Below are 14,261 nucleotides of genomic sequence, written 5' to 3'. Positions count from 1 at the left end.
CACATTAGGGTAACAAATCTATTTCGACGCGGCGGTTTAGCGCCCGGTTGGCAGCACTGTCATTAGGGGCTATCGGGTTAGCATCACCGTGCCCCTCGGGCCATAAGCGGCCACGCAAGTCTGCACCTGAGGCCAGCGCATCAGCCATGGCATTGGCTCTGGCCAGTGATAAGTGCCAATTTGACGGGTACTTACTGGTAAAAATTGGCAAGTCGTCGGTATAACCGCTCACTAGAATACGACCTTGAGTACCCTCCAGCGCGCGAGCAATTTTGGCAGCTACCGGCACAAAACCCTCATTAATGCCAGTGCTACCGGGGCTGAATAGTTGATCTAAGCCAACCCGAATACGCACCCGATCCGGCAGTTCGATGACGTCCAGCAGTTGACGGCGGATTTCAGTTTGCAGCAGTTGTTGCAGCCGGATCGCATCCTGATGCGCCTTAGCCGAGGCTGGTTGCGGCGTATCCTGCTGTAGTACAACCAGATTGTTTAACTGACGGTGCACCTCGTTGGAGTAACCATTGATCTGATAGGTCAACAACATATAGCAACCCAACAGTGCAGCACCTATTACCGAGCACAGCACCCACAGCGGAAACTCGGCTTCAAGCTGATTAGCGGTAACCACCTGACTGCGCCAGCCCGGCGACAGCTCACGCGGCGGCTCACCGCGCTGCGAGCGAATGGCTTTAAAGGCGCGTTCACGAAAGCCTTCCAGTTTTTCAAAGCCGCGCTCTTCTAAGCGCATTTTGCCGACAAAACCAAATGACAGGCACAGATACTGCAGTTCCAGCAGCAGTAAATGCTCGCGCGGGGCATTAATGGCGGCTTCGAGCAGGGTAAAAAAGTATTCACCGCCAAAGGTTTCATTGTGAAAGGTAGACAACAAGCTTTCCTGAGCCCAGTCACTGTTCCCGCCCCAACTGGTGTTGAGCACGGTTTCATCAATAAACGCGCACATACAATAGCGGGCTTTTTCAATCAACTCTGTGCTGACGTTTTTATAACGCAGCTGCTGTTCATACTGATTAATCAGCTGAATGCACTGGGTTTTGAGGCCCGCCACATCGGCATGCGATGCGGTGCTGCGAATAGGCGACACCAGGGAAAATAGTGCCCCGGCCTCATCTATCAGCACATTGTCACTGACCGATAACACTTGCAGCCGCTGACTGGCATCAGCCGGGCGTACATTGGCTGAAATGCGGGTTTTATCGTTGCTGCCGGTATCTCCTGCTGCTGCCGGCATAACGGCGGCTTTGGCCATGCCGCGGCCACCGGGCCGTGGTTTCATTACTGTTTTATCTGACATGCGTTGCCATCCCTGTTAGTCCTGTGGCGCGAAGCCGACTCAGGCCTTAATCGCCCAAAGCTCCAGTTTCAGCCCCGGGTAGTTACCGGACAGATGCAGTGCTAAACCGCCACTGTTTGCCAGCCGCTCCCAGTAAATACTGCCCTTATCGAGCTGAAAATAATGGTAGCCAGCGTGGTAAGGCACCTGGCGGGGCGCCACCGGTAAACCGGTTACCGCTATCCCTGGCAACTGGTTATTCACCAGTTCACGGATATGCTCAACCGGGCCAATTTTTAAGCGTGCCGGCAAGTGCTTGCGAATATCATCTGCCGGTAAATCAGCCGAGACCGCCAGCACAAATTGAGCATATTCCAGCAGGCTCTTGTCGGTAAGCGGTGACACCAGGATGCCAAACTTAGCTTGCTCCAGCGGCAAGGCTTGCGCCGTTTGCTCTAGTACCACACTCAAGGTTTGGTTCATGATCACGCTTAAGTTACCAAACACTGTGGTCAGCTCCTCATGCTGGTAAGGCGGAAACTGTGGCGGACGTTTTTGTCTGGCGGTAAAGGTTGAAAGCTCACCCAGCATCGCCACCATTAAGCGATACAGATTAAGCGGATGCTCCAGCACACCACTTTTTAAATGGCGTAATACCGGCTCATAGCGGTTAAGCACCTGCAGCATTAAAAAGTCGGCAATCGAATTAGCAGTGCCCTGACCTTTCCCCAAACGGTCGGCTAAGGCATCAGCGCGCTGACACAGCATACCAAGGGCTTCACTGACAAAGGCTGTCAGCTCGCTGTCTTGCTGAATATCCAACAGCGGCGGAATAAAGTTTTTAAGTAGCTTTACTTCACCCTGCTCGGTCACTTCACGAATGCGCGCTACAGGCAAGCTGATAAAACCGCCTCTGTCTTCTGATCCCAGCTTAAACAGCAAACGCAGCTTGGCCAGTTGCAACAGCTCAGTGGCATCATCACTCTGGCTGTTATCGGCCACGCTGTGCACAGTGTAGCCATATCGGCTGATACGGTCGCTGCCCGTTTCGGCGATATTCTGACCATGTGGTTTATCTATCGCCAGACACAGATACACCAGCTGATCACGGCAGCTTTTCGGGATCTGTACCGGTTCAGGCAGCGCTTCAACTTCTGGCAGTTGCAGCACAGTGCCATCAGCTAATATCGCCTCTAGCTTTGTCAGAGCAAACTGACCAAACTTCAGGCACTGATGGTCAACCGCCAGCTGTCGGATACCGTAGCTGTAAGGCAGCTGCATTGCCATTTGCTGCACGCGGCAATAATCATGATAACGCTCCTGCTGCTGAAAATGCTGCGGGCGTAAAAACAAGCCTTCTGACCAGGCTATACGGCTGTAATCACTCATGGCAGTTACTCCAAAGGCTGCTTAACGCTTGCGCTCTAAGTCATGCTCACGGATATACACCGCCAGTTTGTCGACATAGACATAAAAATCGTCATAACCGGTTGGTTTTACATCAACCACCGCGCGCCAGCGGGCGCCTTCAATATCACGGTACGCAGCGACGACTGCTACGGCCTTGGTCGCCGGTTGCAGCGCCATTTTATATTCGCTGCGCTGACCGGGTTCAAACACCAGCTCATCTTTTTTCAGTAAATCAGTGCGTAAAATGGCCTCGGGGTTGTCGTACAGGGCAAAAAAATCCTGGTTTTCAAACACTGTTTTTGAGGCTAATTCATACACTTTAATGATCACCGGCGAAGGACGCCCCTCAGCATCGGGGTTAATGTCAGCCGCTACCCGAAAATGTAACTGGGTTGACGGTGGAAAGGTGGCATAGACCGCCTGACAACCGCTTAAAAAAATCATGGTTAATAGCAGCAACAACAGTGCTTTTAAGCTATTCATTTGTACTACTCCTGATGGTTTTATTGCCAAAACGGCGTGTTAACCCTGTCGCAGATAAGCTTCGTAGGCGCTGATAAAATCATCATTCACGCCCTGTTTGTTTTTATCATTAACTTCGGCAGCCAATTCCTGATGCAGCGCTTTATATCTGGCCCAAAGCCTTGCCTGGCGCTGCGCCGGATTTAACTTATCAAACAAGTTGCTGCCAAAATCGGCGGCTTCCAATCGTTGTGGTGCCAACTCTGCCATTAAGCCCGACATGGCGCCGCGGGCACCGGCGATAATCGCCGCTTCATGGCGGCTAATATCGCTAAAAGCTTCAGCAATGGCCTGACTCGCCGGCATAAAGCTGCTGCCCGGGCGGTTAAACAGGTTGTGAAAAGCATCATCAAGATTGGCCGAAAATTTCAGCGGGTTATTTTCCCGCTGCTGAAAGGTAGTTTGGTTAACGCGAAAGCTACTTTTCACCTGAGAGCGTTCATGCATCACTGCAATAACGCCTTGCAGCGCTTGTTGCAGCGCCTGCCCAAGCTGCTGCCAGCACTGCTCGTTTTGCATAGCGGCCTGGTTCGCTTCAGACAGCCCCAGACCACGGATAAAGGCCTGCACACAGGCACTGTCGCTACTGTTGCCAGGTTGGCTTTTGCCGCTGGGGGCAGAAAGTGGCTGTTTTACCGGGCCTAAAGGTGTGGCCGGCTCTTCTTGCCAGGGGCTTTCCCAATCGTCAGGAATAAGCGCCGACGGCGCATGAAAGTGCTGATCCAGATTATCCAGCGCTAGATTGCTCTGGGCGTCAAACGCCGTAGTGTTTGCCACCGACGCTTGGCTGGCAGAAGCGCCGTCTGAACGCATTGTGTTAGGCGCATTAAAGAGTGGCTGGGGTTCAAATGCCGGCGTAATACTTGCTGCAGCAGCCTGACCAATCGTTAAGCCAGTTGCTACGTCACTATGGCGATTAAGCGGTGGCTTTTGTGTGTTTTCTGCGATCAGGCTGTGCTCGGCGCTTTTCTCAGCTGATACACTATCAATCAACGCCACCTGGATCTCGTAATCGCCCAAACACAAAATGTCACCGTGATGTAAACTGTGGCTGTTGCCCTGCCCTAAAGGCTCTACCGAACGGTTAACAAATAAGCCATTGGTCGACTGATCGGTAATACGAAACTGGCCCTGTTGATAGCTGATAATGGCATGCACGCCCGATACAACGCGCTCAGGATCAGGCAAATACCAATCGGCCTGTTCACTGCGGCCTAAGCTGCCGCCCTGGCTATCAAAGCGCTTTACCGCAACCTGACGGGGCGATAAACGGTGGTAACTCAGCACTGACAATTCAAGTAACATATCCCTTTGCCCCACATTAAACTCCCGGCTGTCAGCAACACAATTTATTAACCATAAATCGGCCGCAAAGGTTAAGTTAAATTTATTGTTACGTCAATAGCGGATAAATTAACACATAAGTTAAATACAGTCGTGACGATGGCGTATATTTGTGAAATAATTGCGCATATTTTGACATTTTGCATCAGTTAGTGATTTTTTCACCCCACCGGGTTTGGCAAGGAGTACATCATGACGACACAGGACAGCACCAGTGTTAGCAGCCTGAACAATGACACCGCTATGGATGCGGATAAAACCCGTTTTGCCGTAAAGCTAAAAGCCAGCAAAGACAGCAGCAAAGCTGCCACCACGCTGGAGCCTGGCATGCTGATTAAACAGCGCTATTTGCTGGAGCATAAAATTGGCTCTGGCGGTATGAGCGATATTTATCGCGCGACCGATGTTTTTTTACAACAGGCCGGAGTAAGTAACGCCAGCGTGGCAATTAAGGTGTTACAGCAGCAATTTGTCGATCAGACCGAAGCCTTACAGCTGTTATTGCAAGAGGCGCATAAAACCCAGCAGCTGGCCCACCCTAATATCGTGCGGGTGTTCGATGTTGATAGCGACAACGGCCTGTATTTTATTGTGATGGAGTATCTGGACGGTGAGAGCCTGGAGCAGGTCATTAAACGCTATAAGCCCAAAGGCCTGCCGTTAAAGTCAGCTTTGAAGCTACTTCAGCAGATAGCAGACGCGCTGAACTACGCGCATCGCTTAGGCATAGTGCACGCCGATCTTAAACCCGCCAATATTATGGTGAACCGCGCCGGTGAGGTTAAAGTGCTGGATTTTGGCGTGGCGCAAAAGCTGCAACTGAATCACGATATATACGCTGCCGAGCAGCAAAGCCAAACCGCGCCGCTAAGTGGCTACACGCCGGCCTATGCCAGCGCTCAGTTATTGGCGGGCAACAGCCCATGCGTAGCCGATGATGTGTTTTCATTTGCCTGCCTGAGCTATGAGCTGTTAAGCAGCAAACACCCATTTGATAGGTTACCGGCCGATAAAGCCGCTGCTGCGCAGAAAAAAGCGGCTAAACCGGCTCATGTTAATGTGTTGCAGTGGCAGGCGCTAAAACGCGGTCTGGTATTTGATGGCGCTGCGCGCAGCACCAGCATTAGCGGTATTATGCAACAGCTTAGCCGGCCACTATGGCGCCCGGTGGGTGCCGCTGCCGCGGTTGCGCTGTTAGGTGTTGGCGCCTGGCAATATCATCAGCAACAACAGCAGGTGCTGCTGGCAGCCGAGGCACAAAGTGCACAACTAACGGCGCAGCAGGCGCTGTATCATCAGTTATCTGAAGCCTCTGCAGCCGAGTTATTACAGGCTATACAACTGGCCGACACCCCTGCGTTACAGCGCGAAGCGGTGCTGCGCAGCCAACAGCAGCGTTTAATCAGCCATTTTGAGCAGCAAATTGATTTACTGTTAAGCGATCGCAGCTTTAACTACCCGAACTACCCTGAAATTGAACAGATCCTGGCGCAGGCTACGGCACTTTACCCTGACTCGCATTATCTGATCGATTTAAGCAGCAGCATGGCGCGCAGCAAACAAACCGCGCTTGAAGTGCTGCGCGGCCAGTTAAACCAGCTGCTGTTAAACCGGCAATACGAGCCACAGCAAGAGGGCAACGATCCATACAAGCTGGCGGCAGAATTAACCCGTATAGAGCAGCGCTATGTGCTGCAGCCCAATGCTGAGGAAGCAGCCATTTACCGCGACAGCTTTAACCAGGCCGTTGCCAGCAATGATGCAGTAGCGCTTAAACATCTGATCCGGGTGGGTGAGCTGATGTTTGCCAATTATAGCGATACCCAGGCATTGGTCAGCCAGGGCCAACAGCTTGCCAGCGCCGTAGAGGCGATGGCGGCCTATCGGCAGGCAGTAAATGATGGCCAGCCAGCCGAGTTTCCCTATCAGGCGGCTGAGCTCTTCTATCAGCACAGCTTTTCGCTACTGGAGCAGGAATTACAGCAAAGTGCCAAAGCCAATGATGTTGATGCGGTATACGATAAGTTACAGCAGTTTAATGCTCAGGTACCGGCAGATTTCTCGCTGCATATGGCGCTTAGACGCAAACTGGCAGATAAGTATCTGGCCATGTCCGGCGAGTTGCTGCAGTCAAATCAGGTGCGCACCGCAGAGCGCCTGATGCGCCGCGCCAACGAGCTGATGAGTAGCTTAAACAGCTAACAGCCTAGCGATACTTATCTATGCCCTGACACAGCTGGCGGATCCCGCTGATGGTGCGGGGCGTAGTGCGGTAAATAAGGTCAGCCTCTATGGCTAAAAATTGCTGCTTTTTAACCGCTGGCAGCGCGCTAAAGCGTTGCCAGTAGCGCCAATCAGCCATATCAACCTGTTTTACCGGTTGAATAATCAGCTCTGGTGCTGCCAGCAGCAACTGCTCTATGCCAACCTGCGGATAATCGCCTTTCACCTGGCTAAACACATTTTGTGCGCCGCACAGCGTTAACATTTGCTGTGGCCAGGCATTATTGGCCACCGTACTCAGTGGCGCTGTGCCCATGGCAAAAAATACCGGTAGCGGCGTTTTGTGTTGATACTGCGCCCTAAGCTCAGCTAACTGCTGGCTAAGGGCCCGTGCCGCCGCTTTCGCCTGCACTGGCTGGCCACTTAGCTCGCCAAGCTGAATTAGTTCGGTCGCGATATCGTCAAGCGTCAGCGGATCAGAGTATGCAATACGGATCCCCAGCGCCTCTAAACGCGCCAGCTCAGCAGGCGGATTGCCACTGCGCCAGGCAATAACAAGATCTGGCTTTAACGCCAGCACCGCTTCTAAGTTGATACTGGCATAACTGGCGACACTGGGTAGGTTCTGCGCCTGCTCCGGGTAGTCGCTGTAGTCACTTACCGCCACCACCTTATCACCCGCACCAATAGCAAACAGCATTTCGGTAATATGCGGCGACAGCGCGATTATTCGCTTAGGAAACCCGCCAGTGTCAGCATTACTATCGGCTTGTGCGCCGACACACAGCAGCACCAGTAACAACAGTGTGTACTTCACCATTGCATATTTCACCAGTCTATGCCCCGCTGCGCTTTAATGCCATTATCAAAAGCATGCTTAATGTTTTGCACTTCACTTACGGTGTCGGCCAGTTCAATCAGCCGGCGGTGACAGGCGCGGCCGGTAATCACCACATGCTGCCCTACCGGGCGGTTTAATAAGGCGCGCTCTACCCGCTCCAGCTCAAGATAGTGGTAACTAATCATATAAGTCAGCTCATCCAGCAACACCAGATCAATAGCTGCATCGTTTAAAAACTGCTCAGCCTGTTGCCACACCTGCTCTGCCGCCGCCATATCGGCGGCTTTATCCTGCGTATCCCAGGTAAAGCCGGTGGCCATCACGGCAAATTGCACGCCATGCTGCGCCAATAAATTACGCTCGCCACAATCCCAGCTGCCCTTGATAAACTGCACTACAGCCGCGTTCAGGCCATGCCCCACCGCCCGCGCTACCGTACCAAAGCCCGAAGTAGACTTGCCTTTACCGTTGCCGGTGATCACCAGCAGCAGACCTTTTTCAGTGGTGGCGGCGGCCACCGCCGCATCTACCTGTGTTTTCAGCCGCTGTTGGCGCGCCTGGTGCCGCTGCTGCTTTATGCTGTCTGTCATTGTTACCTCTTGCTATGTCTGCTTTGCGCGCATTAGGGTTAAAAAGAAGATGCTGCCCACCAGTGAGGTAATTACTCCCAGCGGAATTTCCTGTTGTGGCAGCACAGTACGCGCCAGGTTATCAACCCAGATCAGGAAAAGAGCCCCCAAAAGCGCCGATCCCGTGAGTAAATGTACTGAAGTCACGCCAAATAGCCGTCGCACTAAATGCGGTATCATCAGGCCGACAAAAGCAATACCGCCACACTGCGATACGATACAGGCAGTTAATAGCGCCGTTGCCAGCAGTAACACCAAGCGCAAACGGCTGGTGTTCACGCCCAGAGTACGGGCACTTTCATCACTTAACAGCAATGCATCCAGCTGCCGGCGCAGTGCAAGTGCCAATAGCAGCACCAACAAGGTCACCGGCGCCAGCAGTAACACGCTTTGCCAGTCGGTGCGGCTTAAGCTACCCATTAACCAGAACATCACCCGGTTGGCGGCAAAAGGCTCGGCAAAGTACAAAATAAAGCTGCTAAGCGCACTTAACATAAAAGACACCGCCACACCGGCCAGTAACGTTACCTCTACTTTGCGCCAGTGCTGGCCGGCACAAAATACAAACACCAGCGCCACGGCGAATAAGGCGCCGGCAAAAGCGCCCACCGCCACGCTGAATAACTGTGGCGGCAGCACTACGCTGACAATGGTAGCGCCCAGCCCTGCACCGGCCATTAAGCCAAACAGATAAGGATCGGCCAATGGGTTACGGCTGACATTTTGTAAAATAGCGCCGCTCACCGCCAGCCCGGCCCCCACCAAGATGGCGCAGAGTAAACGCGGCAAACGGATCTGCCAGATCACAGTATCGGCCAGTGCAGGCGCACCTGCAGTGCCAAACAGCACAGAGATGATGTCATTGATAGAAAGTTCAGCGCTGCCCAAGGTTAAACTGAACACGGCGCTGGCCACTAACAGCAGCAAGGTAATAAGTAACATCAGCGGGTAGTTGCGCTGACGCGGCAAGCTAAAACGGGCGGCAAGTTTAACCATGGTTAAGCCGCTCCCGGTGGTAGAAAGGTAATTTGCAATTTATCCAGCGCCGGATGGCGGCTTACCTGGCATGCCAGCGCAAACACCTGCTGTAACTGCTGATGCTGTAATACCTGCTCTGGCGTTCCAAACGCCACCTGCTGGCCATTATTCAGCAGCAATAAATTATCGCAGTATAGCGCCGCCAGGTTTAAGTCATGGATACACACCAGCACCGGAATATTCAGCTCACGCAGAAGCTGCAACACCTGATGCTGGTATTGTACATCGAGGTGATTTGTGGGCTCGTCCAGCAGCAATAGCGCCGGCTGCTGCACCAGTGCACGGGCAATATACAACCGCTGCAGTTCACCACCGGATAAGGTATCAATTAGCGCATCAGCCTTATTGCCAAGGCCTACCTTGTTTAACGCCCGCAATACACTGGCATGGTCGCTGCTATTGGTAGTTTCAAACCAGCTTTTATGTGGCAACAGCCCCATCGCAGCTACCTGAAATACCGTTAACGCAAACAACGGCGGCGGATGCTGGCTTACCACCGCCAGGGTACGGGCCAGTTGCTGGTTAGTGTATTGGTTAAGCGGACGCTGGCGTAACAGAACTTGGCCAGAAGTGGGCGGCAATGCACGTGAAATAAGCTTAAGCAGGCTGCTTTTACCGGCGCCGTTGGGGCCAATAACGCCTAAGATGCCCTGCTGTGGCAGCGAAAATGCAATATCCTGCAGCACAACCTGACTACCTAACTGCAGTGACAACCCAGATACCTTCAGCACACCAGCACTCCTGACCATGCAGCAGCCAGCCGGGGCAAAACCTGGGCACTGGCGCTGCTGTGAACTCCCGCACAGAGACGTTATTTAAGCCCGGGCAGGTCTCCTGACTTAACGCGATAACCCACAAGCGCCTTCCCGGTATGCTACCAGTGGCTGTTGCTTGCAGCGCGTATTACAGTTGCGGGTACAGTGCAGGCGTTTCACCTGCTTCCCTTTTCAGCAGCGTTAAGCTGCACCTGAGCGGCGCCAAGTGTAACAGACAATGTACAACAGCCGCAAAATGAAAAACGCCAGCGGGTAGCTGGCGTTTTCTGGAAGCATGTAAAGGTGAATACTAAAAAGCAATTTCGCTTTTATTCAACAGCGCTAAGCAGGGTTTTATCTAAACCATCCTCGGTTAAAATTTTCACCACTGCCTGGCAATGCTCAACGGTAAAATCACCCTCAGCAATCTGCGCGTTCAGCATGTTACGGCGCTTCATTACAATGTCAGACACCATTTGCTGGTTTGCGCCCTTTTCACCGCCCATTTTGCTGTACAGTTTATCTAAATACGGATACAGATTTTTTTCTGCATCATAGGCGCTTTGCCGCACCGACGGGTGAAAATCCTGACAGGCATTTAAGTTCAACAAGTAAAAGTTCAGGTAGCCCGCCACCGTCACCAGTTTATAGTCTTGCGTGTTCGCCTGAGCTGCCGCACATACCGTGCCTGAAGTGAGTATCGCCGCAGCAATCATTGCACTTAGCCGTGTTTTCATTATTACGTCCTGTTTGTCGGTTAGCGTTGCTATTCAATCTAAACAGAAGTTGGCATTTTTGCAATCTTCTGCTTTTAAATAAGCACCCGATAACGCCACTAAGCGTTTTTATTACTTAACACTGACCACTGCTGCCATAAACCTACAGCAAACAATCCTCCAATTAATAAGCAGATAGCTGAACTCACAAACCAAAACATCAGGCTGTTTTCCGGGAACCTTGGCATTAAGCCAACAAAGGCTACGCCACGCAGTAAAAATAGGCTATTAATCAGCAGTAGCGCTAATTTTGTCAGTGGTAAACGCTTTATTACGCCTGCGCCCGACAGAGCATACAGTGCCCAAACCAACAGCAGCAAAACGATAACAGCCGTAACGACGGTTGGATACCAAAGCCCCTGCTCTGCCATTCGGGCCATCTGCTCACCTGCACCAAAGAAGCGATACCAATCGCCGCCGAAAACAATACAGCCTAGATGCGCCAGCGCAGCGGCAAAGCAACATATCGCCGCAGCCAGAAGATATTTATTGTTAGCAGAGGGCATTTTTCGTCCTTGAATGTTGTTATCTATAACGTTTGATCACTTTGTGTTTGCAATAAAGGTGGCCCATAGACGCCTTGTTAAGCATTTGCAGTTCCAACAGCCGAGTAAATTAAAAACATGGACAATGGCACAGAAGCAATGCCGATTAACCGGAACTTGCTTCTGAATTTATTTGCCGACCATACTGCAAATTTCTTGTGTAATTTCGGAGGGGTAAGAGCCAAGCCTAACCCTACCAGAATTAACCCATAACCTATGAAGGAAATTGTTATAGGAAAGAGAGTGTTTTCGGCATAAGCAATGAAAATTATGCCTGCAGCAATTCGACTGATGATCTCAAATAGGTGGAAATAGGATTTTTCACTGAACGTGATAATGCCGTTTGAAAATGCATCAGGCTTTGCCACCATTGCAAGGCTTAGTGACATCATTAATAAACCAAAAGCGGCAATTAAGTACATTATCTTTCCTTTGTATTGCCTAACGTTGCCAATAGGGTCTGGTGTAGCGCCCCCTGCCTGCTTGGCCTCGTTAGATTGGCTCCTTGCCCCAAAAGCTGACATAAAGCTCCCTAATTAAACCTGGGGTTAACCCCCAAGCCCATTTAATTTCTTCTTTAGCATGGCCGGCAAAGACAGCCTCAGCGAATGAAATGTCGATCGCATTCTTCATCAAGTCTGATCCCTGGCGATGGCAGCTAACTGCCAATTCCATAGTCGCTTTAACGCTCTTCTCATCACGAGCTCGGAAGTCTCGCTCCATCCTGAAGCGTAACCGGTCCATCTGGAGGTGAAACAGATCCTCCAGTTCTTCAAACTCTGGCTGCAAATCAGGATATATCCGAAGTGCGGCTTCCAAAAATTCTTCTTGTGTCATCTCTTAAATCTAACGCCCGCCACAAACGCGAGCAACGTGTTGCGAGTCGAGCGCCCAGAGGGCCCGTTTTTGATGGCGCTTGTTATGTACACTACAAGCCATCTATGAACTTCCTTGCATTGATATCTGCTGTCTCAAACATTTCTGGCTTGACTGATTGATATAGACAATTTTCTTTGTTGTAAGGTGGCTCAGGTAATTTTTCGGCAAGTGGGACTCTCCACTTGGGATCATCATAATCATCAAACCAATAAGCAAGTTCGTTTGTACCCGGCTTGGTTGTTACACGCTGAAGCTTTGCATCTGGCCTATCACATTTAAGTTTGTATAGCTCAAAATAAACCACAATAGATTCAAACTCTCGCCCTTTAAACAATACCTCTTGGTCATGCCATTGCCCGTCACTGCTTTGGAAACGAACATTTGTCTCTGGGTTAGCAAATATCCAAATGAATAAAAGTACAAAGCATAAAATGCCAAAAAAAATGATTAAGCCAATAACTGAAAGTAAACTCTTCATTGCTTTAGCACATAACGCCGCCAGCATGCGCGGCTTTGCAGTGAAGGCGAAGCCGCAGCGGAAAAGACGTCGCCGTGACTGGCCTTGTTATAAACCACCTTACTCACTTACTGCCGCCGATGTAGAACCTACATCTTTTTTAAACAGCAGTATGAACAGATAAATTACGCTAAATATTGGAATAAGTGACAAAACAGCACCGAGTAAACCTGCAACCGCTGGCTTTTGCATTTTACGACGAGCTACGTAATAGCATAGTGCGCCCATGATTAGCGCGAAAATGATTACAAACTGGCCGTACAAAGTAGCATTGATATTCAAATGAACTGTCCTTGTGGTTTATAACGCTTTGCTAATTGGCTGCCGCAGCGTAGCGTAGGCAGTCCAGTGGAGGCCACGCTGTTTGTGGCCGGAACGAAATTAAGCAATTTGTTATATTTCATTTGCTTGAAAAATCATATTTATCTTTGAAAAACTGCATTTGATTTAGCTCTGATTTTGTAACTAGCCCCTTTCTAACTAACGACGTCGTTTTTATTTTAAGAAACACCTTAAAAAACAGCACGGGAAGTACAATCATTGAGCCAAAGAATATTAACCCCCACCAGTCCCCGTTTTTCTGACACTTTATACAAGAATCACCATCAATGCCCATGGCAAAAAGAGTAACGAAGCCAATTGGAAATGAACAAAAGAAGCCGAGGATACAACCAAACATTGCGGTGTTGCTTATGCTTTTCTCGATTTGCTTAAATTTCAAAAACTCTTTGTTATCTTTAAAGGGCTCAGAAGAGGATATAGTTTCTTTTTTCTTTCTGAAACCATCCTTTAGCCCTGAAAAACCAAAGTAAAAAAGTAGGGCTATTACTATCCAATACCCAGCGAAATCATCTGTTCGTGTCGCAATAAACTCCGATTTAGCAAGAGATAAAGTCTTACCCGAAATTAATCCATATATCCCCAGGCCGAGTAACAAAATGCCGCCAAAAGTATGCTTTGATATTTTCACTCCCTCTCCTTGGGCGATAAATAAACAGTGCTACACATCAAAAAATATAACGCCCAAATTTAGCGCGGAAAGCCGCGCAGCGGGTTGACGTCGCAGCCAGCGCTTTTTGCTGGCGATAATATTTGTTTGTTATGTACGTGCTCATTCATTGCCCATTTCCCAGAATGTGAATCCTTTACCACCTACACGCTTCCACCATTTGGCTTGGGATATTTCTTCCATATAAACCATTGGAGAATATTCAGATTTTTCGATTAAAGCACTTTGAAGCCATTTGTCATTTTGAATGAGTTGAACGGCTTTAGTTTCAGCCTCTTCTACTGAGTCAGCTTTTACCCATCGTGTGGTGAAAAAACCAAGATTTTTAATTTTACCTTCCCAGTTTAATTCAAAGTTTTCACCGCGAAGTAAAACCTGATATTTCATTGCGAACCTCTAAGTACTGTTCTTACCCATAAAAAGTAGACACTCGGTTATGCGCATTTGCGCTCAAACTCAGCCGGGCTGACATAGCCAAT

The 14,261-nt window shown here is 50.2% G+C and carries 17 protein-coding genes and 1 riboswitch; of the genes, 1 reads left to right on the top strand and 16 read right to left on the bottom strand.

The genetic code is table 11. The features are described from left to right. Window positions 1–4: 4 nt before the first annotated feature. From tssL to tagH, 4 genes are read right to left on the bottom strand one after another with little or no spacing between them, the layout of a single operon-like run. On the bottom strand, window positions 5–1,315 hold the full coding sequence (gene tssL / locus ABGI61_RS12055) for a type VI secretion system protein TssL, long form (protein WP_347601401.1): 1,311 nt from the start codon (window positions 1,313–1,315) through the stop codon (window positions 5–7). A gap of 39 nt (window positions 1,316–1,354) precedes the next feature. After that, entirely contained in the window at window positions 1,355–2,683 is a 1,329-nt protein-coding gene (gene tssK / locus ABGI61_RS12050) for a type VI secretion system baseplate subunit TssK (RefSeq protein WP_347601399.1), read from the bottom strand. A gap of 21 nt (window positions 2,684–2,704) precedes the next feature. Beyond that, a complete protein-coding gene (gene tssJ / locus ABGI61_RS12045) occupies window positions 2,705–3,187 on the bottom strand; it encodes a type VI secretion system lipoprotein TssJ (RefSeq protein ID WP_347601397.1) in 483 nt (160 codons plus the stop codon). Window positions 3,188–3,226: 39 nt separating this feature from the next. Then, the gene (tagH, locus tag ABGI61_RS12040) at window positions 3,227–4,546 is read right to left on the bottom strand and encodes a type VI secretion system-associated FHA domain protein TagH (protein ID WP_347601395.1); all 1,320 of its coding nucleotides are present in this window, start codon (window positions 4,544–4,546) and stop codon (window positions 3,227–3,229) included. A 216-nt stretch (window positions 4,547–4,762) separates the two neighbouring features. On the opposite strand from tagH, the gene ABGI61_RS12035 reads away from it, so the two are divergent. Next, entirely contained in the window at window positions 4,763–6,772 is a 2,010-nt protein-coding gene (locus tag ABGI61_RS12035; RefSeq protein WP_347601393.1) for a serine/threonine-protein kinase, read from the top strand. 4 nt (window positions 6,773–6,776) lie between these two features. Here the strand turns inward: ABGI61_RS12035 and ABGI61_RS12030 are convergent, their stop codons facing one another. From ABGI61_RS12030 to ABGI61_RS11975, 12 genes are all read right to left on the bottom strand, one after another. After that, entirely contained in the window at window positions 6,777–7,613 is an 837-nt protein-coding gene (locus ABGI61_RS12030; protein WP_347601391.1) for a cobalamin-binding protein, read from the bottom strand. Window positions 7,614–7,621: 8 nt separating this feature from the next. Beyond that, the gene (gene cobO / locus ABGI61_RS12025; protein ID WP_347601389.1) at window positions 7,622–8,224 is read right to left on the bottom strand and encodes a cob(I)yrinic acid a,c-diamide adenosyltransferase; all 603 of its coding nucleotides are present in this window, start codon (window positions 8,222–8,224) and stop codon (window positions 7,622–7,624) included. 12 nt (window positions 8,225–8,236) lie between these two features. Beyond that, window positions 8,237–9,259, bottom strand: coding sequence for a FecCD family ABC transporter permease (locus ABGI61_RS12020; RefSeq protein ID WP_347601387.1), 1,023 nt, complete (start codon window positions 9,257–9,259; stop codon window positions 8,237–8,239). 2 nt (window positions 9,260–9,261) lie between these two features. Continuing rightward, complete coding sequence (locus tag ABGI61_RS12015) at window positions 9,262–10,032, bottom strand: ABC transporter ATP-binding protein (protein ID WP_347601385.1); 771 nt, start codon at window positions 10,030–10,032, stop codon at window positions 9,262–9,264. A gap of 76 nt (window positions 10,033–10,108) precedes the next feature. After that, a riboswitch (cobalamin riboswitch) is annotated at window positions 10,109–10,287 on the bottom strand. A gap of 98 nt (window positions 10,288–10,385) precedes the next feature. Then, window positions 10,386–10,793 carry a hypothetical protein gene (locus tag ABGI61_RS12010; RefSeq protein ID WP_347601383.1) on the bottom strand — a complete coding sequence of 136 codons (408 nt, stop codon included), beginning with the start codon at window positions 10,791–10,793 and terminating at the stop codon, window positions 10,386–10,388. Between the two features lie 98 nt (window positions 10,794–10,891). After that, on the bottom strand, window positions 10,892–11,338 hold the full coding sequence (locus ABGI61_RS12005; protein ID WP_347601381.1) for a hypothetical protein: 447 nt from the start codon (window positions 11,336–11,338) through the stop codon (window positions 10,892–10,894). A 77-nt stretch (window positions 11,339–11,415) separates the two neighbouring features. Further along, window positions 11,416–11,901 carry a hypothetical protein gene (locus ABGI61_RS12000; RefSeq protein WP_347601379.1) on the bottom strand — a complete coding sequence of 162 codons (486 nt, stop codon included), beginning with the start codon at window positions 11,899–11,901 and terminating at the stop codon, window positions 11,416–11,418. After that, window positions 11,870–12,214, bottom strand: coding sequence for a DUF7674 family protein (locus ABGI61_RS11995; protein ID WP_347601377.1), 345 nt, complete (start codon window positions 12,212–12,214; stop codon window positions 11,870–11,872). Before ABGI61_RS11995 ends, ABGI61_RS12000 begins: the two co-directional genes overlap by 32 nt. Before the next feature lie 91 nt (window positions 12,215–12,305). After that, complete coding sequence (locus ABGI61_RS11990; protein ID WP_347601375.1) at window positions 12,306–12,761, bottom strand: hypothetical protein; 456 nt, start codon at window positions 12,759–12,761, stop codon at window positions 12,306–12,308. Between the two features lie 72 nt (window positions 12,762–12,833). Continuing rightward, window positions 12,834–13,055 (bottom strand): hypothetical protein, encoded by a 222-nt coding sequence (locus ABGI61_RS11985; protein ID WP_347601373.1) that lies wholly within the window; start codon window positions 13,053–13,055, stop codon window positions 12,834–12,836. 118 nt (window positions 13,056–13,173) lie between these two features. Beyond that, on the bottom strand, window positions 13,174–13,743 hold the full coding sequence (locus tag ABGI61_RS11980; protein WP_347601371.1) for a hypothetical protein: 570 nt from the start codon (window positions 13,741–13,743) through the stop codon (window positions 13,174–13,176). A gap of 141 nt (window positions 13,744–13,884) precedes the next feature. Continuing rightward, complete coding sequence (locus ABGI61_RS11975; protein ID WP_347601369.1) at window positions 13,885–14,169, bottom strand: hypothetical protein; 285 nt, start codon at window positions 14,167–14,169, stop codon at window positions 13,885–13,887. Between the last annotated feature and the right edge of the window lie 92 nt (window positions 14,170–14,261).

The organism is Rheinheimera fenheensis (genome assembly GCF_039871805.1).
In the GTDB taxonomy this organism is placed as follows: domain Bacteria; phylum Pseudomonadota; class Gammaproteobacteria; order Enterobacterales; family Alteromonadaceae; genus Alishewanella; species Alishewanella fenheensis.
The sequence above is the reverse complement of the archived record's forward strand: the minus strand, read 5'-3'. Positions and strand labels throughout refer to the sequence as shown.

Excerpts from the sequence above, each read along its gene's own strand:
- tssL (WP_347601401.1), bottom strand. The coding sequence starts at position 1,315 with ATGTCAGATAAAACAGTAATGAAACCACGGCCCGGTGGCCGCGGCATG.
- tssK (WP_347601399.1), bottom strand. The coding sequence starts at position 2,683 with ATGAGTGATTACAGCCGTATAGCCTGGTCAGAAGGCTTGTTTTTACGC.
- tssJ (WP_347601397.1), bottom strand. The coding sequence starts at position 3,187 with ATGAATAGCTTAAAAGCACTGTTGTTGCTGCTATTAACCATGATTTTT.
- ABGI61_RS12035 (WP_347601393.1), top strand. The coding sequence starts at position 4,763 with ATGACGACACAGGACAGCACCAGTGTTAGCAGCCTGAACAATGACACC.
- ABGI61_RS12030 (WP_347601391.1), bottom strand. The coding sequence starts at position 7,613 with ATGGTGAAGTACACACTGTTGTTACTGGTGCTGCTGTGTGTCGGCGCA.
- cobO (WP_347601389.1), bottom strand. The coding sequence starts at position 8,224 with ATGACAGACAGCATAAAGCAGCAGCGGCACCAGGCGCGCCAACAGCGG.
- ABGI61_RS12020 (WP_347601387.1), bottom strand. The coding sequence starts at position 9,259 with ATGGTTAAACTTGCCGCCCGTTTTAGCTTGCCGCGTCAGCGCAACTAC.
- ABGI61_RS12010 (WP_347601383.1), bottom strand. The coding sequence starts at position 10,793 with ATGAAAACACGGCTAAGTGCAATGATTGCTGCGGCGATACTCACTTCA.
- ABGI61_RS12005 (WP_347601381.1), bottom strand. The coding sequence starts at position 11,338 with ATGCCCTCTGCTAACAATAAATATCTTCTGGCTGCGGCGATATGTTGC.
- ABGI61_RS12000 (WP_347601379.1), bottom strand. The coding sequence starts at position 11,901 with ATGTCAGCTTTTGGGGCAAGGAGCCAATCTAACGAGGCCAAGCAGGCA.
- ABGI61_RS11995 (WP_347601377.1), bottom strand. The coding sequence starts at position 12,214 with ATGACACAAGAAGAATTTTTGGAAGCCGCACTTCGGATATATCCTGAT.
- ABGI61_RS11990 (WP_347601375.1), bottom strand. The coding sequence starts at position 12,761 with ATGCTGGCGGCGTTATGTGCTAAAGCAATGAAGAGTTTACTTTCAGTT.
- ABGI61_RS11975 (WP_347601369.1), bottom strand. The coding sequence starts at position 14,169 with ATGAAATATCAGGTTTTACTTCGCGGTGAAAACTTTGAATTAAACTGG.